The sequence below is a fragment of the Paraflavitalea soli genome (assembly GCF_003555545.1).
GTDB classification, from domain to species: Bacteria; Bacteroidota; Bacteroidia; order Chitinophagales; family Chitinophagaceae; genus Paraflavitalea; species Paraflavitalea soli.
In genome coordinates this window covers 4340132-4363532 of record NZ_CP032157.1, presented here as the reverse complement: position 1 = coordinate 4363532, position 23401 = coordinate 4340132, and the positions used below count along the sequence as shown (strand labels likewise).

Genomic DNA, 23401 nt, shown 5'->3' with positions numbered 1-23401 from the left:
CCCTGCTTTTCCCCTTTCAGGGGTTGAGTATGAAAGCTTAGACGTATATTTGCAAAGTACCTGAACCTTATGGTTCAGGTACTTTGTTCTAAAAAGGAAGTTCTTTGCATAGCCCGTAATACTCTTTTGATCATAGCATTATAGAGACGGGTAATTTTACACACGGGCATGGTGCAACGGTAGCATACGGGTCTCCAAAACCTTTGATCTGGGTTCGAATCCTAGTGCCCGTGCTATATAATTTGAAAATGACTTAATTTGAGAATTTGAAAATAGTCAGTGCTTTCAATTTTTAAATTAACATATCTTCAGATTATCAAATTTATTATATGAACAAAGTAACGACCTACTTCCAGGAGTCTTACAAGGAGTTGGTAGAGAAAGTCACCTGGCCTACCTGGGCGCAACTGCAACAATCAACCATGATTGTGCTGGTAGCTACTCTACTGATCACTGCCATTGTATGGGTAATGGACCTTGCTGCTCAATCAGGCCTTAAATTTATCTATTCATTATTTTCGTAATGGAAAATCAAACTATTCAACAACAGGAAACCAAATGGTATGTGCTCCGGGTGGTCAGCGGAAAAGAGCGCAAGGTGAAGGAGTACCTGGATAAGGAGATTTCCCGTGGCGGATGGGGAGAGGTGGTAAAACAGGTTTTCCTGCCGGTAGAGAAAGTCTATAAAGTTCAGAATGGTAAAAAAGTAATGCGGGAGAGGAACTATTACCCCGGTTACGTAATGATTGAAGTAATAGAAGGCAAACTGTCTGATGATCTGCGTGAAGCCATTAAGAATACAACCAGTGTGATCCATTTCCTGGGTAAGGAAAATCCCATCGCCCTCCGTAAAGCAGAAGTGAATAAGATGTTGGGTAAAATGGACGAAATGGCCGAAGCGGGTGGCGTAAGCATGATTGAGCCTTTCATCGTTGGTGAGACCATCAAGATCATTGAAGGACCATTCAACGACTTCAACGGTATCATCGAAGAAGTGAACGACGAGAAGAAGAAATTGAAAGTGACAGTAAAAATATTCGGCCGCTCTACACCTGTGGAACTAAACTATATGCAGGTAGAGAAATTGAGCTAATATTTTCTACATAAAATTTAATAAAAGGCCACAGCGATATGTTGTGGCTTTTTTATTGTCTGTCATTGATGGAAATGGCGCTGGCCATTACCCAATAAAAAAGCCTTCCGGAAGTGACTGGAAGGCTTACTATTTTATCAGGATCTCCTATTATTGGTTATCATCATCGCCTGGCTCGTCAGCTGGTCCATCAGTGTCAGGTGTAGGCTCATCATAAGAAGGCTCAACTATAATGATCTCTTCTACAACCACTTCTTCTTCAACAGGAGGTGGAGGAGGAGGTGCTACTTTTTTGGGAGCTGCTTTCTTAGCTGCTTTTTTCTTGGCAGGTGCTTTCTTCGCTGGTGCTTTTTTGGCTGGAACCTTTTTCGCTGGCGCTTTCTTCACTACTTTCTTAGCCGCTTTTTTCTTAGGGGCTGCTTTCTTCGCGGCTTTCTTCGCTGCTTTTTTAGGAGCCGCTTTCTTGGCTGCTTTTTTAGCTGCTTTCTTAGGAGCTGCTTTTTTCTTGGTCACTTTCTTAAGTGCTTTTTTAGCCGCCTTTTTCGGCGCTGCCTTTTTCTTGGGGGCAGCCTTCTTAGGGGCAGCTTTCTTTTTAGGAGCAGCTTTTTTAGCTGTTTTTTTCTTTGCCTTGGCCATAGTGTGATATATTTTTTAGTTGTTCGTGAAATACTTGCAGCAAGCTGCAATTCAATGCAAAAGCTACGTAGAAATATTCAAAAAATAAAAAATCATAACATTTTTACCAATGAGAAGGCCAGCGGCAACTGCTCATTCCTACTTCCTAACGGTAAAATGTGATTGCCCGGAACCCCTGTCCGGGTTATCTTTGACCGGTCTGGCACAGGAGAAAAAGATTTGTTTTTCCAGTCAATTTCCCTAACTTTGCGTCCCCAATTAATAAGTTCTTTATGGTCCCGCGTCAAGCGGGGTAGAGGAATTTGGGAGACTGACTATTAGTCAAAAAGGCTAAGAAAGGTCGTTTGAACCAATAAATCATATAAAATGGCTAAAGAAATTACCGGCTTCGTAAAGCTACAGGCAAAGGGTGGTCAGGCCAATCCGGCACCCCCAATCGGACCTGCTCTCGGTTCCAAAGGTATCAATATCATGGAATTCTGTAAGCAGTTCAATGCCCGTACGCAAGACAAAATAGGAAAAGTACTTCCTGTTTTGATCACTGTTTTCTCCGACAAGTCTTTTGAATTCATCATCAAGACTCCCCCCGCTGCTGTTCAGTTATTGGAAGCTGCCAAATTGCAAAGTGGTTCTAAAGAGCCTAACCGCAGTAAGGTAGGTAAAGTGAACTGGAACCAGGTTGAGGCTATCGCCAAAGACAAAATGCCCGACCTGAATTGTTTTACCCTGGAAAGTGCTATGAAGATGGTGGCTGGTACAGCCCGTAGCATGGGACTTACAGTGGATGGTAAAGCTCCCTGGGAAAATTAATTCTTCACTGTCTTCGCATTTTTGCGGGGGCTTCCTTAAAACTGAATGACAATGGGAATCGCTAAAAAAAGAAAAGCGGTAGACGCTAAGATCGATAAAAATAAAGTGTATTCACTGAAAGAAGCATCTACAATTGTAAAGGATGTGAACACTACTAAATTTGATGCTTCTGTTGACATCCACATCCGTTTGGGCGTGGATCCTAAAAAAGCTGACCAGGCTATTCGCGGTACCGTTACCCTGCCCCATGGCACCGGTAAAACCAAGCGTGTACTGGTATTGTGCAACCCCGATAAAGAAGCAGATGCAAGAGCAGCAGGCGCTGACTTTGTAGGTCTGGATGAATTCATTACAAAGATCGAAGGTGGTTGGGTAGATGTTGATGTGATCGTTGCTACTCCTTCCGTAATGCCTAAGATTGGTAAACTGGGTAAGATCCTCGGTCCCCGTAACCTGATGCCTAACCCCAAAACAGGTACTGTTACCAACGATGTAGCAGCTGCTGTTAATGAGGTGAAAGGTGGTAAGATTGCCTTTAAGGTAGATAAAGCTGGTATCATCCATGCTTCAATCGGCCGGGTAAGCTTCAGCCCTGAAAAGATTGCTGCGAACAGCCTGGAGCTGATCAATGCTGTCATTAAGGCTAAGCCATCTTCAGCAAAAGGTACCTACCTGAGAAGCGTTTTCATGGCCAGCACCATGAGCCCTGCTATTCCAGTAGAAACCAAATCTTTAATGAACTAAAATTTGTAACGCGTTCATGGGCTACGATCCTGTAAGGGAAAAGGAGCTGACAGCGAAAACATCTAAAAATTTGCGTTATGACCAAGCAAGAAAAAAATGAAGTAATTGACGTGTTGAAGGAGAAGTTCTCTCAATACAACAATTTCTATATTACCAATACAGAATCTCTGACTGTTGCGCAGATTGGTAAACTGCGTCGTGTTTGTTTCGATAAGAACATCGAAATGAAAGTGGCTAAGAACACACTCATCAAGAAAGCACTCGAAAGCCTGGATAAAGCCCGTTATTCCGGTGTATATGATTCCTTGCATGGTGTTACTGCCATCATGTTCAGCGAGAATGCTAAAGAACCAGCCCTCATCATCAGCGATTTTCGCAAAGGTGTGAAAGGTGCTAAAGACGGAGTAAAGCCTGAACTGAAGGCTGCATTTATCGACGGTGATGTATTTGCAGGCGATGATCAACTGAAGGTCCTGACTGCCCTGAAAAGCAAGAGCGATCTTATTGGCGAGATCATCGGTTTATTGCAATCTCCTGCCAAGAATGTTATCAGCGGCCTGAATGCCGGCGGCAAATTGGCCAGCCTGGTAAAAGCCCTGGAAGACAGAGCAGCGAACTAAGGTTAACAGCTTACAGGCTTAGCGTTTATAACTTTCGGCCCGTAGCTTAAAATAACACCCAAGTCTTCGGGTATAAGTGAAGACAATTTAAATTACCTCCGCCGGAGTGAGGGCCAGAAGCCTGAACCATGAAGGCGGTTATTAAAAAATGTAAAATGGCAGACTTAAAAGCATTTGCAGAACAGCTGGTTAGCCTGACTGTAAAAGAAGTAAACGAATTAGCTAAGATCCTGAAGGAAGAATACGGCATCGAGCCTGCAGCTGCTGCTGTAGCTGTTGCCGGACCTGCTGCAGCTGCTGCTGTTGCAGAAGAAAAAACTTCTTTCAACGTTATCCTGAAAAATGGTGGCGCTAACAAACTGAACGTAGTTAAGATCGTAAAAGATCTGACTGGTCTCGGTCTGAAAGAAGCTAAAGACCTGGTAGACGGTGCTCCTAAGCCCGTTAAAGAAGGCGTAAGCAAAGCTGATGCTGAAGCATTGGTTGCTAAGCTGAAAGAAGCAGGTGCTGAGGTTGAAATCGCTTAATTAGATTTCCCGTCTCACATAATTACCCCGGTCAATAGACCGGGGTTTTTTATTGCCCCTGTTAATCCCAAAACCTTTTCTTGTTGCTCCTGCCTGGTGCACCACTGCAGCAGTATCTAAGACTTTCTGCTTAGGCCTTCTCTTTGCATACCAACGAAGTGGAACGGTTTCGTAAACTTATTTTGCAAAATCGGTTTAGTGATGTAATATTGGATACACTCTCCCGAAACTTTATTACCGTACATATATTGAGATCGTTGAATCCCAACGAATCAATCTCTCATTCCCTGGCCCGAGTAGTAGAAATATTTACTGGTTGTATTACAGTACTGCCCTCCCTGGCTATTGTTGTTTAGCATTGGCTTTACAAACGATTAAACAGAATGGACTTCCCTAAACTTTTCAACAGGTATAAATAGTACTGTTCTGTAGGCTTGTTCACCAAATTAAACTGCATATGAAAAAGGTTTATTCCAGCTTCATGCAGGCGGGATTCCTATTCCTGTTCCTGCTCTTCTCTTCCTTCTATGCTTTTTCGCAAACAAGAATGATTACGGGTAAGGTGGCCGATGCCAAAGATAATATTGGCTTGCAGGGAGTATCCGTGCAAGCCAAAGGAGCATCAATGGCTACCCAAACAGGTAGTGATGGTAATTACCGCATAGAGGTACCACAGAGTGTAACAGCACTTGTATTCACCTTTGTTGGATATGACCAGTTGGAAGTATCCATAGGATCTTCCGACGTGGTTAATGCCTCACTAACTGCCAGCAGCAAGGCCATGCAGGATGTGGTAGTGATCGGGTACGGTACCCAGCGTAAATCTGACCTTACGGGTGCCGTGGGTTCCGTAAAAGCCAGCCAGTTGGCAGAACGCCCTGCAGTATCACTCAACCAGGCTTTGGCTGGCAGGATACCTGGCGTACAGGTCAATACCAACTCAGGACGGCCAGGCGGGCAAAGCAATGTAAGGATCCGCGGTTTCAGCTCCATCAATTCTTCCAACAATCCCCTGTATGTAATTGATGGGGTAATCATCCCGGTAGGCACACAAACGCAGAACAGTAATGCTATTGATTACATTAATCCAAACGATGTAGCGCAAGTGGAGGTATTGAAAGACGCTTCCGCAACAGCCATTTATGGCGCCAGGGGCGCCAATGGAGTGATCCTGGTAAGTACCAAAAGAGGCAGCACTTCAGGTGGCAGGATCACCTACGATGCTGAGTTTGGTGTTCCTACCATTGGCCCGCATCGGGTAAAAATGCTCGATGCCAAACAGTATGTAGCGGTGGAAGACCTTGCCTATGATAATATCAAGATCTATGATGCGGCAGGCTGGGCTGCCGGTAACTATGCGTCTACACAAGATCCCCGCATCAAACGTAAGAACATGCCTTCTTTATTTGATGCCAATGGGAATCCATTGTACAATACCGATTGGCTCAAAGAATCTACCCAACATAAAATATCGCAGAACCACCAGGTGTCATTTTCAAATGGCAATGCAGACAACAACTATGGTGTGTTCCTGGGATATCGCAACGACAATGGGCTGCTGTTGAATTCTTACCTGAAACGTTATTCAGGCCGCTTTGTATTCGACAGTAAGATAAAAAGCTGGCTGAAGGTGGGTGGCACACTGAGTTATAACAACCAACAGGAAAATATAGTGGATCAGGGAACAGGTGGATTGAACTCAGTACGGATGATCACAGAAAGCTTTCCTTTTCTGCCCGTAAAATATCCCAATGGTAAATGGGCCGACAATGCCGATTACCCGGATGCAGAAGGTGGTTCCAACCCCGTACACATTCTCAGTGAGCGTAAGTTTGGAATGGTTACACAAACTACTTTGGGAAATGTGTATGCAGATATCTACCTCGCCAAAGGCCTGGAGCTGAGAACCATTTTGGGCGCTTATATCGCAACCCGTAATGTTACGGAATACAATGGCAGAAGCTTGTCCAACATCTCACTCGATCAGCGCGGTACTGCCAATGTAGCCAATGGCCGCGAATCTTATTGGTCTTCTGAAAGCTACCTGACCTATAATAAGAAAGTACGCCAGAATGATCAGTTCACCGGTATGCTGGGTATTTCCTGGCAGGAGACCAATATTTATAATAGTGGCGTAGGAGCAGAAAATTTCTCCACCGATTATTTTGAGGCCAATAACCTGGGGGCTTCCAGTAAACCTATGCCAGGCTCTTCTGCCAGGGCAAGGTTTGCTTTCAACTCTTACTTCGGCAGGTTCAACTATGTATTGGACGATAAGTATCTTTTTACACTGACCGGAAGGGTGGATGGCTCTTCTAAGTTTGGACCCAATAATAAATATGCTTTCTTCCCTTCAGCAGCGGTTGCCTGGCGGGTTTCTGATGAGAATTTCATGAAGAACAGCGCAGTTATCTCCAATATGAAACTGCGTGCCAGTGTGGGTCAAACAGGGAATTCCGAAATTCCTACTTATTCAGCTTTATCACTGCTCGGTTCTGACTACGCAGCCATTATCAACAATACCAGGACTGCCGGTGTAGGATTGGGACGTCTCGGTAATCCAGATCTCCGTTGGGAAAAAACAGCACAAACAGATGTGGGCCTGGAAGTAGGCTTGTGGGGCAACCGCATATTGCTGGAAGCCGATGTCTATTATCGGAAAACAACGGACATGCTGTTGAATGCACCCGTACCACGCACCAGCGGCTATGCGTCTATTTACCGGAATATTGGTAGCATGGAAAATAAAGGTCTTGAGCTTTCTATCGGGACTGTCAACATCAGTACGCCCAACTTTACCTGGAGTTCTGCCTTTAATATTTCTTTGAACAAGAATAAAGTACTGGCACTGGCTACTCCGGCAGATATATTTGGAGTGGGTAATCCAAACTTCACCAACCAAACCGGTATCATAAGGGTAGGGGAGCCCGTAGGTTCATTCTGGGGCCTTACCCGCCTCGGCACATGGGCTACCAAGGATGCGGCTGAAGCGGCCAAGTTCTCCAATTCCAGCTATCGCGGCGGTAAACCCATTCTGCCTGGTGATATCAGGTACCTCGATGTAAATGGCGACTATGCCATTAATGATGCCGACAGAAGCATTATTGGCAATGGTAACCCAGATGGCTGGGGAAGTTTCTTCAATACTTTTAAATACAAAAACCTGGAGCTGACAGTTGAATTGCAGTACGTATATGGTAACGATGTGCTCAATATGACTCACCACTCAGGAGAAGACCGCCAGGCGCTGGCCAACAGTTTTGCTTCTGTATTGAATGCCTGGACGCCTGATAACCAGAATACAGACATAGCAGCTATCAGGAACAGTAAGGCTGGTTATGTTACCAACGTAGACACCCGTTGGCTGGAAGATGGCTCGTTTATCCGGGGCAAGAATATTTTGCTGGGATATACTTTCACGCCCGCGGCTATTCAACGGTTGCATCTCTCTAAACTGAGGGTGTATGCTTCCGTACAGAATTTCTTCCTATCTACAAAGTTCAGTGGTAATGATCCGGAAGTAACGACCTATGGTCAGCCTTTTGCACAGGGACAGACTTTCTTTGATTATCCAAAACCAACTACCTATACAGTGGGTGTCAACGTAAGCCTGTAACTACATTCTTCATTCAAAAGTTAGATCATATGAAATACTCAATTATAAAATATAAAGCCGTTCTTTTTTATTGCCTGGTACTGTTGGTTGGTTCGGGGTGCAACAAATTCCTGGAAGAAAACAGCGATCCTTCCAACCTGAGCCCTGATAACTATTATACTTTGCCGGAACATGCTGATGCTGCCATAGCTGCGGGTTATGCCCGTACCCGGTTTATAGGAGATGGGGCCGGTATATTTGTACAGAACTTTTCTATGCTGGAAGCGGTTACGGGAACGGCCCGTACAGAGACCGCTCAGAATTCCGATCTCAATAACCTGATCGGGATGGTATACAATGGAGACAACCTGCTGATCAATAACTGGTGGAATGGGCTGTACAATGTTATCGCCCAGGCCAACCTGGTATTAGATAAAGTACCTGCTATCGATATGGATGATGCCAGGAAAAATAAGGTATTGGGCGAAGCGCGTTTCCTTAGGGCATGGGCTTATTTCTATGCAGTAAGGTTATGGGGTGATGTTCCGTTGTTGACCAGGCCCATTTTCAGTTCGTCTGATAGTACCTTTTCTCCTCCCCGCAAAGCAACCCAGGCAGTATATGACCAGATTGTAGCAGACCTTACTGCAGCAGAAGCCTCAGGATTACCCTGGTCAGATGCTACCGGGAAGGCTTCTTTAGGCGCCATTAAATCCTTACTGGCCGAAGTGTACCTTACGATGGCCGGGCAGCCCTTGAATAAGGGGGTCCCTTATTATACCCTGGCGGCTACCAAGGCCAATGAGGTAATAACCAATGGCGCCTTTAGTTTATTTACCAATTATGGCGACCTGCACAGCTTGTCACAGGAAAACAAGGGTGAACATATCTTCGAGATCCAATACCTGGCTTCCGTGGCGGGTAATCCTATTCAGCCTGTATTGTTGCCCAATTTTAAAGGCGTTTCTGCTTACGGTACAGAAGTGGGTAGTACTGTGCCCACGCCGGCATTCTACGCCTCGTATGAGGCAGGAGACCGCCGTACAATTGACCGGCAGGGATTCTATTACACATCTTATTATACCGAAGGCAATGGTCCTTTAAAGAACCTGGGAGCACCCTATATCTTCAAGCATTTTGACGTGATTGCCAATGGTACATTAGGTGTGGCCGGTACCACACAAAGTGATCTTAACTGGCCGCAAATACGTTTTGCACAGGTGCTGCTGACCTATGCAGAAGCGCAGAACGAATCAGCGGCGGCTCCCAATACTGATGCCTGGAATGCATTGAAAAAGATAAGGGACAGGGCAGGGCTTGCTACCCCTGCTTTGGGCACCTTTACAACAGCCAGCTTCAGGCAGGCGGTGTGGAGAGAACGGTGGCATGAACTGTGTTATGAAGGGATTACCTGGTTTGATATGGTACGCCTGAGGAAAGCCTATAAGGAGAGCAACAATACATTTGAAGATTTTGTGGGGCATACTTTTGCGGATAACAATGCCAAGCTGGAGCAGAAACATTTGCTTTTTCCACTTCCTACCAGCGAATTAAGGAACAATCCTAATCTGAAACCCCAGAATCCAGGTTATCCTGAATAGAAGTGTGATCAGTACACGTATTGAAATCAAATAATAGCCGGCCAAAGAGCCATAGTGGCGCTTTGGCCGGTTTTAAATTCACAGGAAAGGTTTAGATTAGCAGTTTTATTACTATTTCCGCCTGTATATGAAAAGAGTATCACTGAAAGACATTGCCAAAATGGTAGGAGCTTCACCTTCAACCGTATCATTTATTCTGAACGGTAAAGCCAGCCAGATGCGCATCAGTGACGAACTGAAGAATAAAGTGTTGGCTACGGCCAAGAAAATGGGTTACCAGCCCAACCAGGTGGCTGTCAGCCTCCGGACCGGGCAAACCAAGATACTGGGGCTTTTAGTAGAAGATATTTCCAATAACTTTTTTGCGTCCCTGGCCAAAACCATTGAGGAGGAGGCCGAGGAGTTTGGTTATAAGGTGGTTTATTCCAGTACCGAAAACAATAGTAAGAAGGGGGTGGAGCTATTGCGCATGTTAACACAACGGCAGGTAGATGGTTACCTCGTTACGCCTACCTTGGGTATGGAAGAAGATATTGAAATGCTGGTGAAGCATAAAAAGCCCCTGGTTTTGATGGACCGTTATTTTCCGGGCATTGAAGCGGCTTATGTGCAGGTAGACAATACCGGTGCCGTACTGAAAGGAATGGAGCACCTGGTGGAGAAGGGGTATAAGAAAATAGCGTACATCACCATTGAGTCGGGGTTGATCCAGATGCGCCAGCGTGAAGAGGCCTATGCCGAGGCCATTAGCAAGAGCCCAGAACAAAAGAAAAAGTATGCGCTTAAAGTAGCTTACAATGGCAGCCGGGAGGTTATTATAGATCAAATTACCGAGTTCCTTAAAAAGAATAAACCGGATGCAGTATTCTTCGCAACAAACTATCTTGGTATCCTTGGACTGGAAAGTATCAGGTCCATAGGGTTAAGTATACCCAAAGACCTGGCCGTTATCTGTTTTGATGACAATGATATCTTCCGTTTACACTTGCCGGGTATTTCTGTTCTTCAGCAGCCGGTAGAGGCGATTGCCCGCACTGCTATTCATATCCTGATGCAACAACTTGGTAACAATAAGGTGGCCATCAAAAAAAACCAGGTACAGCTTGCAGCGAATTTCATCGTAAGAGAGTCTACGTAAAAAAATGGTTAATTAACAGGTCATTGTATTTCTTTTTGCAAAATCGGTTTAGTTGCGTAATATTGGCCTGTGCTTTACGTTAAGAGCATAGTCCAATCTCCGGTCAATACTATTATACCTTATTCCCGTTTTTGATTCGTATCCCAGGGGATACAATAGATAATTAAGAAATACATATTTTTTTTCGCTAGCACTAAAACGTTTTAGGTTAATGCCAAAGAGGCGAAATAATTGGTTGTTGTGTGCAAGTACCCGGTATAAGGAAGCGGGCTTTAGGAGGTGAGTTTTTATTTGACCCTTGACTAAAACGTTTTAGTCGTATTATTTACAATCTACTCATTGATTATTGGGTTTAGTGATCAGTGAGTCCGAAATATCGGATAACGAAGAGTTTTTTTAATACAAACAATAAACCCACACAAAACACTTGCGTATGGAAAAGCGACGTTCCAACTTCGTGCGGAGGGGTCTGCTTTGCCTATTGGCATTGCTATCCCTCTCCGTCACCGCTTTCTCTCAAACGAGAACCGTTACCGGTAAGGTAACAAATGCAGCAGATAACCAACCTTTACAAGGTGTTACAGTGACTGTCAAAGGTTCTACTACTTCTACACAAACAGATGCTGAAGGAAACTATAGCATCGCCGTTCCTAACAATGTTCGAATTCTTGTTTTTTCTTTTGTAGGACACAATGAACAAGACGTACTCATTGGTGCAACAGGAGCTACAAATGTTGCTTTAACCCCAAGCGGAAGATCGCTTGACAATGTTGTGGTAGTAGGTTATGGTACACAAAAGAAAAGACAGCTAACTTCCGCTGTTGACCACGTTGGTGCTGAAGACTTCAGGCAAGGTGGCGCCCGCAATGCACTGGATCTCATCCAGGGTAAAGTAGCAGGTCTGCAAATCAGAAGAAGCAGCTCTAACCCTAATACCGGAGTAGGCATTCAATTGCGGGGTGTTGTATCCTTAACTGGTGATCAAGGACCATTAGTGGTTATTGATGGTATTCCTGGTGGAAACCTTGACCTGTTACAACAAGAAGATATTGAGTCTATCGATGTGTTGAAAGATGGTTCTGCCGCTGCTATTTACGGAACTCAGGGTAATGGCGGTGTAATCCTGATCACGACCAAGAAAGGCAAGGCAGGCCCTGCTAAGTATGATTATGCGACTTATTTCAGGAAGGAATACCTCACAAAACGTCCTGCCTTTTTAACACCAGAGGAATTCAAGGCTAAACTGGCTTCCGGCGAATTAGATGCGGCTTCTTACAAAGATTATGGTGGTCTTACCGATTTCTTTGATGCTATGATTAACCATGATAACCTGAGCCAATATCATACGCTTGCATTATCTGGTGGAACTGCTACTTCCAGTTATCGTGCTAGTTTATTTTACCGGGATTTCCAGGGATTTGCAAAGGAAAACAGTCGTCGGGAATATGGTGGCAGATTGAACATCAATCAAAAAGGGTTGAACAACCGCCTGACCATGCAATTGAACCTGGCTACCAATTTTAACAATGCCAACCTCCTGGGTGGTGGTGGCTGGGAAGACCAGTTGACCAAGAACCCTACACTTTCGCATAAAAATCCTGATGGGACCTGGTATTTTGAAGGTACCAGTACGAACCAATATGCCCGGTTATTTCAGGAAACTAATAAAAGGCAACAGCAAACCACTTCAATTGATGGAAGGGCGAGCCTTGAGATCATTAAGGATCTAAAGGCATCGATCTTTGGATCATTGGTTCGTAATAGTTACATCGATGGAGCTTATAGAGAACTGGCGTCTGAATCGTCTGTAGAAAGCTACCAGGGTACTGGTTATGCATCGAGAAGCACTTATTTGCAAATTGATTATGCAGTTGAGCCTACCATTGAGTACACCAAAACGATCCATAATGATCATTCCGTAGGTGTAATTGGTGGTTATAGTTACCGTTATTCTGTTGCCGAAAATTTCAATGCCAATAACTATGGTTTTGTGAATGATCGTTTTAGGGAGAATAACATTGGTACCGGTAACCAATTGGGCTTAGGAAAAGCAGGCATGGGCAGCGGTAAAGCCGATAATACCCTGATCGCCTTCTTTGGAAGGGTAAATTACTCTTACCTCGATAAGTACATGGCCCAGTTTATTCTGCGTCGTGAAGGTTCTTCCCGTTTTGGTGAGAATAACAAGTGGGGTAATTTCCCTGCGGTCTCTGCCGGTTGGAATATCAGCAGAGAAGATTTCATGCGGGATATATCATTTATTAATAACCTTAAGTTGCGTGTTGGTTATGGTGTTACTGGTAACCAGGGCATTGCTAACTATTCATCACTCGTTACTTTAGGTGGCGGTGGTATTTACAGGTTTCCTGATGGACAATATCGTCAAACATTCGGACCTGAGAGAAATCCCAATCCTAATTTAAGATGGGAAAAGAAAAAGGAGTTGAATATAGGTCTTGATTTTAGTTTGTTGGACAATCGGCTGAGTGGTTCTATCGAAGTATATAACCGTCAGACTGAGGACCTGTTGGAAAACTATACTTCTCCACAGCCTCCATTTATCCGTTCAAATATTTACCTGAACGTTGGTACAATCTCTGCCCGTGGTGTGGAATTGACGATCAACGCTGTTCCTGTTAAAACAAAGAATTTTACCTGGAATACAGATGTGACTGCGAGCACTACCAGAAACAAGCTGGATGTACTGTCTAATGCAGATTTCAAATTGCCTTATCGTGAGTATGGTGGCATCGGAGGATTTGGTGCTTTGGGCAATGCTATCCGTACCTACGAAGGTGGTGTATTAGGCGAGTTCTGGGGCAAACGGTTTGCTGAATTGGATGCCAACGGAAAATGGTTGTTTTACAATCGCAAAGGTGAAAAGGTGGCTAATGCAGCTATCAACAATTCATTTGACAGAAGCACTACCGACCTGGCTGTAATAGGGAACGCAATACCTAAATTATATGCAGCATGGAGTAACTCATTTTCCTATAAGAACTTTGATTTCCGCGCTTATTTCAGAGGTAAGTTTGGTCATGACATCCTCAATACAATGGCCTTGTCATACGGTAATAAGGTTACTAAAACTAACCTGCTGAAAGATGCATTTGGTAAGTATGCGGGCATCAAGGATACTTATATGTATTCTGACTACTACATAGAAAAAGGTGACTACGTTAAGATTGATGAACTGACGCTGGGGTATACTTTCAAATTGAAGACCCAGTACATACGTAATATGCGCGTGTATGTAACTGCACAAAATGTAGCAACCATCACTGGTTATTCTGGAAATGATCCTGACTTTATTCAGGACCTTGGACTTGGAGCTGGAATTGATGAGCGTGGTCCGTATCCAAGTACGCGCTCATTCCTGGTTGGTCTAAATGTTGGGTTCTAATATTAATAACCCTTCACAGACATGTGAATAGATGTATGGTTTGACAACCTGATCATTAAATTATTTTCAAAAATGAAACAATTAAGAAAAGCACTCCTATATACAGCACTGGCATCATCCACGATACTGATGGATGGATGTACCAAGCTGGACGAGAATCTGTACGACCGGCTTGCAACCACTGATTTTTACAACAATAAGAATGAAGTTATTTCAGCTGTTCTACGGCCTTATACACATGCTAATGCCTGGACTACTCCTTCCGGTCAGGCAAGCTGGTGGCGTTTTAGTGAGCTGAATGCTGACCAACTGGCCTGGCCTACCAAGGGTAGACACGGGGAAGATGGTGGTAAATGGAAAAGATTGCACTACCATACCTGGACGAATGACGAAGGTGATCTGAATGGTGCATGGCAGTTGATGTGGTGGGGACTTGGATTGTGTACTGATCCAATCCAAAACCTGGAAAGCCGCAGCATTGCAGCCATGGGAATTACTCAGGAAGAGAAGGACGCTTTTATTGCTGAGTTAAAGCTGTTAAGGGCATATCATTACCTCAAGATCATGGACCTGTGGGGAAAAGTACCCATTGTAACAGAAGTTGGTAAACCATTGAATCCGCCAACCAAATCAAGGGTGGATGTGTTTAACTTCATTGAAAAGGAGATTAAGGATAATATTGACAAGGCTCCTAAGCATTCTGCTAATATGATCGGTCGTATGAGCCAGGCAGGTGGTTATGCCATGTTGGTTGAGCTATATCTCAATGCTCAGGTGTGGACTGGTACACCAAGGTGGGATGATTGTATCACTGCCGCGAATAAGTTGATAAGTGGTGAAGCCGGAGGACAAAATGGAGCAATGGGCCTTGATGCAAACATTTTCGATGCTTTTAAACCCGACAATGATAAATCTAAAGAGGCATTGTTTTCAATTGCCTACGAATACCAGGCAGGAAGCTTTGAGCCCGCATGGCCTGGCGAGTTTTATCACTTTAACCAGAAAGATATTTACGGCGGTCACCGTAATGGTAATGATGGTATTGTGTTGATTCCCGGCGTATGGACAAAATATGATGATAAGGATCTTCGTAAAAGAGGTTGGTTCCTTGAAGGTCTTCAACTTCGTTGGGATGATTCTACGAAAACAAAACCGGTTGTTGGTGGCAATGGTAATGAGTATGCTAACCAGCCCCTGGTGTTTGTAGATAATATTCGCAAGAACAAAACTCTGCAACCTGGCCAGGATCCCAATACTTTATCTTCTACTATGAGTGATGGGGAAGAGAACAGCGGGGTGCGCTTTAATAAGTATGTTTTAGGAAACCAGATTGCTGGGCCCAAGAACAGTACGCCTCCTCCTCACCCTAAGTATAACAGTACTGATTGGAACGTTTATCGCCTTACCTGGGTCTATTTTGCAAAAGCGGAAGCGATCATGCGTAAAAATGGTGGTGTTGCTACCCAGGAAGCAGTTACACTGATCAATGATTGTAAGAAAAGGGCATTTGACCCACTCGACTGGCCAGCATTTGCCTATACTACTACTACTTTAACAATGGATGAACTGTTGGCTGAAAGAGGCAGGGAATTTATTTTTGAAGGTTTCCGCCGGCAGGATCTGATTCGTTGGGATAAGCTGACTACTGCAACCTGGTGGGATCACCAGCCTACGCAGAAATACCGTGAGCTCTATCCCATTCCCCAGCAACAAAGGGTATTGAACATCAACCTGGAACAGAATACAGGTTACCCGCAATAATGAGTCATTGATCGCAATAGAAAAGCAATCCGTACAATAATTAAGACTAAAAACCAGTCTTTTTGCATACCCGGGCCTGTAAAAGGGCCCGGGTATTGCATTTTAATGACCGCCGGGCCATAAATTATTTTGCAAAAACGGTTTAGCTGCCTAATTTAGGAGGTGATTTAGACTGTATCGATCCTTAAACTGTTTTTCTTATATCTTCAAATCATGAAAAAGATTACTCAATTGGTTATCGCGCTGGCCTGCATCAACACGCTGAATGCGCAGCTGGTAACAACTGTTTCCGATCCCGTAGAATGGATCAACCCATTGATGGGTACTGATTCAAAAGGTAGCCTCTCCAATGGTAATACGTATCCGGCTATTGCCGTTCCCTGGGGCATGAACTTCTGGATGCCGCAAACTGGCAATATGGGTAACGGCTGGGCATACACTTACAGCTCAGACAAGATCCGGGGTTTTAAGCAAACGCACCAACCTTCTCCCTGGATGAACGATTATGGTCAGTTTGCCATCATGCCGGTTACAGGAGGCGCTAAATTCAAACAGGATGACCGGGCGAGCTGGTTCTCTCACAAGGCAGAGACGGCCAAACCTTATTATTACAGTGTATACCTGGCCGATTGGGATATCACTACAGAGATCGCTCCTACAGAACGCGCTGCTCAATTCCGCTTTACGTTTCCACAAAATGATAGTTCTTTCGTAGTGGTTGATGCGCTCGACAGGGGCTCTTATGTGAAAGTGATCCCTGGGGAAAACAAGATTATAGGATATACCACGCGCAACAGCGGCGGTGTTCCTGCCAATTTCAAGAATTATTTTGTTATTTATATCGACAAGCCTTTCACTGTTTCCTATGGCTGGAAAGACAGTGCGCTGACCAAAGGCGTAACAGAGTCTGCAGGGAAGCACGCAGGTGCTGTGATCGGTTTTAAAACAACAAGAGGGGAGCAGGTAAATCTTCGGGTAGCTTCTTCTTTCATTAGCTACGAACAAGCTGATATTTCGCTGAAACGTGAAATAGGCAATGATGCTTTTGAAGTGACGAAACAAAAAGCGAAGGCCGCCTGGAATAAGCAACTGAACCGCATACTGGTAGAAGGCGGCACGGTAGACCAGACCAGGACATTCTACTCCTGCCTATATCGTATGCTGCAATTCCCGCAAAAGCATTATGAGCTGGATGCAGCTGGCAAGATCGTTCACTACAGTCCCTACAACGGAGAGGTGGTACCAGGATATATGTTTGCCGGCACAGGCTTCTGGGATACTTTCCGTGCCTTGTATCCATTTCTCAACTTTATGTATCCTTCCATCAATAAGGAAATGCAGGAAGGATTACTTAATGATTATAAAGAAGGCGGGTTTTTGCCTGAATGGAGTAGCCCGGGTTTCAGGAGTGTGATGGTGGGTAACAACTCTGCCTCTGTGGTAGCGGATGCCTATATCAAAGGAATGCGTGGTTACGACATTAATAAATTGTATGAAGCCTTGATCCATGGGGCCAATAATGAAGGGCCTATGACGGCTGTGGGACGTGCAGGGGTGAAGTATTACAATGAACTGGGTTATGTGCCTTATGATGTGAAGATCAATGAAAATGCAGCCCGCACATTGGAGTATGCTTATGATGACTTTACGATCTGGCAGTTGGGAAAAGCTTTGGGCCGCCCTAAGGAAGAAACGGATCTGTATATGAAACGCAGTCAGAACTACCGTAACCTGTTTGATCCCGAAACAAAGCTGATGCGTGGAAAGAACCAGGACGGGAAATTCCAATCTCCTTTCAATCCATTCAAGTGGGGTGATGCGTTTACAGAGGGTAATAGCTGGCATTATAGCTGGAGTGTGTTTCATGATATTGAAGGATTGAAGAGGCTGATGGGCGGTAATAAAGCCTTTGTTGGTATGCTGGATTCTGTGTTCAATATGCCCCCTGTATTTGATGAAAGCTATTATGGCGGTGTGATCCATGAAATAAGAGAGATGCAGATCATGAACATGGGACAGTATGCACATGGCAACCAGCCCATCCAACATATGATCTACCTGTATAACTATGGCGGTGAGCCCTGGAAAACCCAGTATTGGGTGCGCCGGGTAATGGAGCAACTGTACAAGGCCACCCCTGATGGTTATTGTGGAGATGAGGACAATGGACAAACTTCTGCCTGGTATGTGTTCTCTGCCATGGGTTTTTATCCGGTATGTCCGGGTACTACACAGTATGTATTGGGAACTCCCTTGTTCAAAAAGATGACGCTTACCCTGGACAACGGAAAGAAACTGACGATCAATGCGCCCGCCAACAGTGATGCGAATAAGTACGTACAACAGGTAAAGAGAAATGGTGTGGTATATTCGAAAAACTGGGTGGATCACTTCGACCTGTTCAAAGGTGGCACACTGGATTTCAATATGGGCAGCACACCTAGTAAGACGCGGGGCACTACACCCGATGCGTTCCCTTATTCCTTTTCAACAGAGGCAAATAAATAACACTTACAATCTAAAAAAATACACGGATGAAAGCACCCCTATTTCTGGCATTATGTTTTGCCACTGTGTCTTCCTTTGCGCAGGGCGATTGGAACCGCATTGGCACGGAAGGCATCGTTTCCAAAGACTCTATCAAAAAGAAAGGTTATACGATCCTTTTTATCAATAAGGATTCAGGCTTTAGTACGGTTACCCGGCAACGGATGATCGATACCTACTTTAAAGTTTATCCCAAAGAGGCGAAGCGCTTTAACAAGAAGACGATGAAGATGGTGACCTTTATTATTGATCCCGGGTATAAGGGCGTAGCTGCTGCCGGTGGTGGTATAATTCGTGTGAATCCCAAGTGGATGACGGACCATCCGGAGGACCTGGATGTAGTGACGCATGAATCCATGCACATTGTACAGTCCTATCCCGGTGGTGCTGGTCCCGGATGGCTTACAGAGGGGATTGCAGATTATGTGCGCTATGTATTTGGAGTGAACAATGAGGCGGGCAAATGGTCTTTGCCCAAATTTGATACGACGCATCATTATACCAAGGCTTACCGGATCACTGCACGATTCCTGGTGTGGACAGAGAAGAATTACAATAAGAAGCTGGTGAATAAGCTGGACAATGCCATGCGTACTAAAACCTATAAGCCGGAAATATGGAAAGAGTTGACGGGTAAAACGCTGGACGAGCTGTGGGGAGAATACGCGAAGAATCCTGTTATTTAAGCTAATTATTGGCGGATAGAGCTGTTGGGGTTTAGCCTTACCGCTACCACACAAATTATGATTCCGCCAGGGGGAGACCTCTGCCGGAGTATTCAGTAGAATGTTTTTAAATCAAAAGAAAGAATGAGAAATCTATTGTTGTGTAGTTTGTTAAGCATACCTGCCTGGGGTGTAGCGCAAACATCCTCTGAAAACCTGGTGCCTTATGTGAAACCCATCATCGGCACGCAGCGGATGGGACATACCTATCCCGGTGCTACGGTACCCTTTGGTATGGTGCAGCTGAGCCCTGATACGGATACGATCCCCTATGAAATGAATGGGAAATACAACGGGGATGTTTATAAATACTGCGCCGGGTACCAATACGAGGATAAGACGATCGTAGGATTTAGCCATACACACTTTAGTGGTACAGGGCATTCTGACCTGGGTGATTTCCTGATCATGCCAACGGTAGGTGAACTGAAGCTGAACCCTGGTACAGCCAATGAACCACGCAGCGGATTCCGTTCTGCGTATTCGCATAACAATGAAGTGGCGGAAGCAGGTTATTATAAGGTGAAGCTGGATGATTACAATATTCTGGCTGAGCTTACGGCTACCAACCGGGTAGGCTTTCACCAGTATACTTTTCCCCAATCGGATCAGTCGCATATTGTATTGGACCTGATGTCGGGCATCTACAATTATGAGGATAAGAATGTATGGACTTTTTTAAGGGTGGAAAATGATACGCTGGTCACGGGTTATCGGCAGACTAATGGATGGGGAAGGACGAGGACGGTATATTTCGCCATGACCTTTTCAAAACCTTTCTACCAATACGGCAATAAGAATTTCTCCAAACGCCAGGTATACCAGGGATTCTGGCGCAAGTTTGACCAAACTAAGAACTTCCCTGAAATGGCCGGCAAACAATTGCGGGCTTATTTTGATTTCAAAACTACGGCAGGGGAGAAGATCAAAATAAAGTTTGCCTTGTCATCTGTGAGTACGGAAGGCGCCTTGTTGAATCTCCGTACAGAGGCACCGGGCTGGGACTTTGACCAGGTAAAACAGCAAGCACAGCAGGCATGGAATAAAGAACTGAGTAAGATCACGATCCAGTCGAAAAATAAGGATGACAAGGAGAATTTTTATACTTCTATGTATCATGCTTTCCTGACGCCCATTACTTATATGGATGTGGATGGTTCTTACCGGGGATTGGATCAGAACATTCATAAGACAAAGGATTTTACGAACTATACCATTTTCTCTTTGTGGGATACATACCGGGCGTTGCACCCGTTCTTTAATCTTGTGCAGCCCTCCCGGAATGCAGACATGATCAAATCGATGCTGGCGCATTATGACCAAAGCGCCCAGCATATGTTGCCGGTGTGGAGTCATTATGCGAATGAGAACTGGTGCATGATCGGCTATCACAGTGTATCACTGATTGCCGATGCCGTTATAAAAGGCAATGCGCCTTTTGATGCGAATAAGGCATTGGATGCCTGTGTAACTACAGCACGGCATGGTACCTATGATGGGCTGAGCTATTATATGAATATGGGTTATGTACCGGAAGATAAAAACGGTTCTTCCGTGTCTAAAACACTGGAGTATGCTTATGATGACTGGAGTATAGCGCAGATGGCTAAAAAGCTGGGCAGAATGGATATCTACGATGAGTTCAGCAAACGGGCGCAAAATTTTAAAAATGTGTATGATGCTTCTATTGGTTATATGCGTCCGCGGTTGAGTGATGGCAGTTTCCGCGCGGCATTTGATGTGTTGAGCACGCATAACCAGGGATTCATTGAAGGCAATGCCTGGAATTACAGTTTGTATGTACCGCACGAGCCGGAACAACTGATCGGGATGATGGGCGGCAAGAAACGTTTTGTGGCGCACCTGGATTCTTTGTTCACGATGCACCTGCCGGATAAATATTTTGCAGAAACGGAAGATATTACCCGTGATGGCATTATCGGTAACTACGTGCATGGCAATGAGCCTTCGCACCATGTACCTTATTTATACAACTGGACGGACCAGCCCTGGAAAACGCAGGAACGTGTGCGGATGATCCTAAAAAAGCAGTTTAAGCCTACTCCTGATGGCCTGGGCGGCAATGATGATTGCGGTCAAATGAGTGCCTGGTACATTTTTACGGCGTTGGGCTTTTATCCTGTGGCTCCGGGATCTGACCAGTATGCTATTGGCAGTCCGGCGGTGGATGGCGCTACGCTGCAGCTGGAGAACGGCAAAACCTTTGTTATTGAGGCGCAAAACCAAAGTGAAAAGAATGTTTATGTACAGAAGATGGTGCTCAACGGCCAGCCACTGAACCGGCTGTACCTTACGCATGGTGACATAACCAGTGGCGGGAAGCTGGTCTTTGTGATGGGGGAGAAACCTAAGAAGAAGTAAGTTAAAGGAGACCGAAAGTCTGAAAGACCGAAAGTCCGGAAGGCGTAATGAGATTGATATAGCGAAAGTAGTTGGTAAGGTGCCACGTTGAACTGATGAATAATTGGTTTGGCGTGGCATCTTTCGTTTTCTGGTGGGGGGAGCAGACAGGCTGGAGTAGGTTGATACACGGCTGTGCAACGGCTTGTATACGAAGGATCAGTGAAGGTATGTCGCTATAAGGTCGCTATAACGTCGCTAAAAGGTCGCTGGAAGCTCGCTATAGTGTCGTTGAACGCTCGCCAGAAGGCCGGGCAAGGGTCTTTGTGGGGTAAGTGTCTGAAGCAGGTCAGCATGTCTAAATTGACCCTTCGAGGGGAAATTCTGCCTTGTCGGGCTTTGGAGTGCCTTGTTTAGGGAACCAAATGAGCTGCTCCTGACGTCTTTCATTAAGCATTCTAAATATACGATAAAAACAGGCCTTAGGACTTGATTTTGGGGGTGATTATGCGCGGAATTCTAAAAAATTTCCCACCGTTGGGCGGGAACCCTTAAATTTGAAGGGCTACGGATTCTTGCCATTACGTTTTACAAGTTTGCCCGAGAGTGCCGCTGTATCCGCAAATACAGGCATGAGCCCCTAAAACTACTGCCAACATTATGAAACGTGTATCGCTTAAAGATATCGCTAAAATGACGGGAGCTTCTCCGTCGACCGTATCATTTGTCCTCAATGGTAAAGCAAGGGAAATGCGGATCAGTGATGATCTGGCCAAAAAGATAGTGGCAACGGCCAAAAGGGAGGGGTATCATCCCAACCAGGTAGCGGTGAGGCTGAGAACGGGTAAATCTCAGATGTTGGGGCTTGTAGTGGAGAGTATTTCGGGTAACTTTTTTGCAGCGCTGGCCAAAGTGATTGAAGAGGAAGCGGAGCAGTATGGATACAAAGTGGTGTATTGTGCTACGGAGAATGATGGGAAAAAGGGCCAGGAACTGATCAAGATGTTATCACAGCAACAGGTGGATGGTTATATTATTACCCCGGCCATCGGAATGGAAGAGGATATAGAACAGCTGCTCGATCATAAAAAACCAGTGGTTTTGCTGGATAGTTATATCCCGGATATGGATGTACCGCATGTGCTGGTGGATAATTATGCCGGGGTAGCGAAGGGGATGAAGCACCTGATCAGCCGTGGGTATAAGAAGATCGGATTCATCACGGTAGACCTGCAACTGATCCAGATCAAAGAGCGCCTGCAGGGGTATATAGAGAGCTTAAAAACAGCTAAAGTTCCTGTCAATAAAAAGCATATTCTTTCACTGGGGTATAAGGTCACGAAAGCGGATGCCATCAGCCAGATCTCAGCTTTCATTAGAAATAATCCTGATTTGGATGCGCTCTTTTTTGCGACCAACTACCTGGGTTTGCTGGGCATTGAAAGCCTGCAGCAGCTGAGTATGAGCATTCCGAAGGATGTGGCTATGCTGAGCTTTGATGACCATGATGTATTCAGGCTGTTTCCGCCGGGGATCACGATCATTGAGCAGCCAGTGGAGGAGATCGCTAAAACGGCGATTAACCTGCTCATGTCGCAACTAGGTAAAAACAAACCTACCAAAAAGAATAAGGTGCAATTGCCGGCGAAGCTGGTGATCCGGGGTACGACGTGATTTCGGAGTATCCTTGGTTTTGAGGTAGCTGAGAAGTATTGGTGGGAGGGAGCAGAAATTTTCCCGGTAGACGTATCTGTTTGTGTTTTAAAATTTTGTACTTTTAAGCCTCCCGGGTTTTGAACCTTTGGCTGAATAAAGTGTTTTATTAGTTGTTGCAGTTTAT

16 protein-coding genes and 1 tRNA gene are annotated in these 23401 nt (G+C 45.0%); 16 read left to right on the top strand and 1 reads right to left on the bottom strand.

Annotated features, from left to right (window positions below; all coding sequences use genetic code 11):
- Window positions 1-162: 162 nt before the first annotated feature.
- From D3H65_RS16185 to nusG, 3 genes are all read left to right on the top strand, one after another.
- A tRNA-Trp gene (locus D3H65_RS16185) sits at window positions 163-233 on the top strand.
- 96 nt (window positions 234-329) lie between these two features.
- Window positions 330-524, top strand: coding sequence for a preprotein translocase subunit SecE (secE, locus tag D3H65_RS16180; RefSeq protein ID WP_119051309.1), 195 nt, complete (start codon window positions 330-332; stop codon window positions 522-524).
- The gene (gene nusG / locus D3H65_RS16175) at window positions 524-1093 is read left to right on the top strand and encodes a transcription termination/antitermination protein NusG (RefSeq protein ID WP_119051308.1); all 570 of its coding nucleotides are present in this window, start codon (window positions 524-526) and stop codon (window positions 1091-1093) included. Before secE ends, nusG begins: the two co-directional genes overlap by 1 nt.
- 150 nt (window positions 1094-1243) lie before the next feature.
- Here nusG and D3H65_RS16170 read toward each other — a convergent pair whose 3' ends face one another.
- Complete coding sequence (locus D3H65_RS16170; RefSeq protein WP_211345502.1) at window positions 1244-1729, bottom strand: hypothetical protein; 486 nt, start codon at window positions 1727-1729, stop codon at window positions 1244-1246.
- A gap of 366 nt (window positions 1730-2095) precedes the next feature.
- Between D3H65_RS16170 and rplK the strand changes: the two genes are divergently transcribed.
- The 13 genes from rplK (at window position 2096) to D3H65_RS16105 (ending at window position 23235) form a co-directional block, all read left to right on the top strand.
- On the top strand, window positions 2096-2539 hold the full coding sequence (rplK, locus tag D3H65_RS16165; RefSeq protein WP_119051307.1) for a 50S ribosomal protein L11: 444 nt from the start codon (window positions 2096-2098) through the stop codon (window positions 2537-2539).
- Window positions 2540-2590: 51 nt separating this feature from the next.
- On the top strand, window positions 2591-3283 hold the full coding sequence (gene rplA / locus D3H65_RS16160; RefSeq protein WP_119051306.1) for a 50S ribosomal protein L1: 693 nt from the start codon (window positions 2591-2593) through the stop codon (window positions 3281-3283).
- A 77-nt stretch (window positions 3284-3360) separates the two neighbouring features.
- Entirely contained in the window at window positions 3361-3903 is a 543-nt protein-coding gene (rplJ, locus tag D3H65_RS16155) for a 50S ribosomal protein L10 (RefSeq protein ID WP_119051305.1), read from the top strand.
- A gap of 155 nt (window positions 3904-4058) precedes the next feature.
- Window positions 4059-4430, top strand: coding sequence for a 50S ribosomal protein L7/L12 (gene rplL / locus D3H65_RS16150; RefSeq protein ID WP_119051304.1), 372 nt, complete (start codon window positions 4059-4061; stop codon window positions 4428-4430).
- Window positions 4431-4887: 457 nt separating this feature from the next.
- Window positions 4888-8046 (top strand): SusC/RagA family TonB-linked outer membrane protein, encoded by a 3159-nt coding sequence (locus tag D3H65_RS16145; RefSeq protein WP_119051303.1) that lies wholly within the window; start codon window positions 4888-4890, stop codon window positions 8044-8046.
- 29 nt (window positions 8047-8075) lie between these two features.
- A complete protein-coding gene (locus D3H65_RS16140; RefSeq protein ID WP_119051302.1) occupies window positions 8076-9626 on the top strand; it encodes a RagB/SusD family nutrient uptake outer membrane protein in 1551 nt (516 codons plus the stop codon).
- A gap of 127 nt (window positions 9627-9753) precedes the next feature.
- Window positions 9754-10764, top strand: a complete 1011-nt coding sequence (locus tag D3H65_RS16135) for a LacI family DNA-binding transcriptional regulator (protein ID WP_119051301.1) — start codon at window positions 9754-9756, stop codon at window positions 10762-10764.
- Between the two features lie 433 nt (window positions 10765-11197).
- Window positions 11198-14167 carry a SusC/RagA family TonB-linked outer membrane protein gene (locus D3H65_RS16130; RefSeq protein ID WP_119051300.1) on the top strand — a complete coding sequence of 990 codons (2970 nt, stop codon included), beginning with the start codon at window positions 11198-11200 and terminating at the stop codon, window positions 14165-14167.
- A 72-nt stretch (window positions 14168-14239) separates the two neighbouring features.
- Entirely contained in the window at window positions 14240-15928 is a 1689-nt protein-coding gene (locus D3H65_RS16125) for a RagB/SusD family nutrient uptake outer membrane protein (RefSeq protein ID WP_119051299.1), read from the top strand.
- 213 nt (window positions 15929-16141) lie between these two features.
- Window positions 16142-18436 carry a GH92 family glycosyl hydrolase gene (locus D3H65_RS16120; RefSeq protein WP_119051298.1) on the top strand — a complete coding sequence of 765 codons (2295 nt, stop codon included), beginning with the start codon at window positions 16142-16144 and terminating at the stop codon, window positions 18434-18436.
- A gap of 26 nt (window positions 18437-18462) precedes the next feature.
- Entirely contained in the window at window positions 18463-19161 is a 699-nt protein-coding gene (locus tag D3H65_RS16115) for a basic secretory protein-like protein (protein WP_119051297.1), read from the top strand.
- A gap of 123 nt (window positions 19162-19284) precedes the next feature.
- Entirely contained in the window at window positions 19285-21582 is a 2298-nt protein-coding gene (locus tag D3H65_RS16110; protein ID WP_119051296.1) for a GH92 family glycosyl hydrolase, read from the top strand.
- Between the two features lie 639 nt (window positions 21583-22221).
- Window positions 22222-23235, top strand: coding sequence for a LacI family DNA-binding transcriptional regulator (locus D3H65_RS16105; RefSeq protein ID WP_119051295.1), 1014 nt, complete (start codon window positions 22222-22224; stop codon window positions 23233-23235).
- Window positions 23236-23401 lie beyond the last annotated feature (166 nt).

Coding starts and splice junctions, on each gene's coding strand:
- secE (WP_119051309.1), top strand. CDS start 330: ATGAACAAAGTAACGACCTACTTCCAGGAGTCTTACAAGGAGTTGGTA.
- nusG (WP_119051308.1), top strand. CDS start 524: ATGGAAAATCAAACTATTCAACAACAGGAAACCAAATGGTATGTGCTC.
- D3H65_RS16170 (WP_211345502.1), bottom strand. CDS start 1,729: ATGGCCAAGGCAAAGAAAAAAACAGCTAAAAAAGCTGCTCCTAAAAAG.
- rplK (WP_119051307.1), top strand. CDS start 2,096: ATGGCTAAAGAAATTACCGGCTTCGTAAAGCTACAGGCAAAGGGTGGT.
- rplA (WP_119051306.1), top strand. CDS start 2,591: ATGGGAATCGCTAAAAAAAGAAAAGCGGTAGACGCTAAGATCGATAAA.
- rplJ (WP_119051305.1), top strand. CDS start 3,361: ATGACCAAGCAAGAAAAAAATGAAGTAATTGACGTGTTGAAGGAGAAG.
- rplL (WP_119051304.1), top strand. CDS start 4,059: ATGGCAGACTTAAAAGCATTTGCAGAACAGCTGGTTAGCCTGACTGTA.
- D3H65_RS16145 (WP_119051303.1), top strand. CDS start 4,888: ATGAAAAAGGTTTATTCCAGCTTCATGCAGGCGGGATTCCTATTCCTG.
- D3H65_RS16140 (WP_119051302.1), top strand. CDS start 8,076: ATGAAATACTCAATTATAAAATATAAAGCCGTTCTTTTTTATTGCCTG.
- D3H65_RS16135 (WP_119051301.1), top strand. CDS start 9,754: ATGAAAAGAGTATCACTGAAAGACATTGCCAAAATGGTAGGAGCTTCA.
- D3H65_RS16130 (WP_119051300.1), top strand. CDS start 11,198: ATGGAAAAGCGACGTTCCAACTTCGTGCGGAGGGGTCTGCTTTGCCTA.
- D3H65_RS16125 (WP_119051299.1), top strand. CDS start 14,240: ATGAAACAATTAAGAAAAGCACTCCTATATACAGCACTGGCATCATCC.
- D3H65_RS16120 (WP_119051298.1), top strand. CDS start 16,142: ATGAAAAAGATTACTCAATTGGTTATCGCGCTGGCCTGCATCAACACG.
- D3H65_RS16115 (WP_119051297.1), top strand. CDS start 18,463: ATGAAAGCACCCCTATTTCTGGCATTATGTTTTGCCACTGTGTCTTCC.
- D3H65_RS16110 (WP_119051296.1), top strand. CDS start 19,285: ATGAGAAATCTATTGTTGTGTAGTTTGTTAAGCATACCTGCCTGGGGT.
- D3H65_RS16105 (WP_119051295.1), top strand. CDS start 22,222: ATGAAACGTGTATCGCTTAAAGATATCGCTAAAATGACGGGAGCTTCT.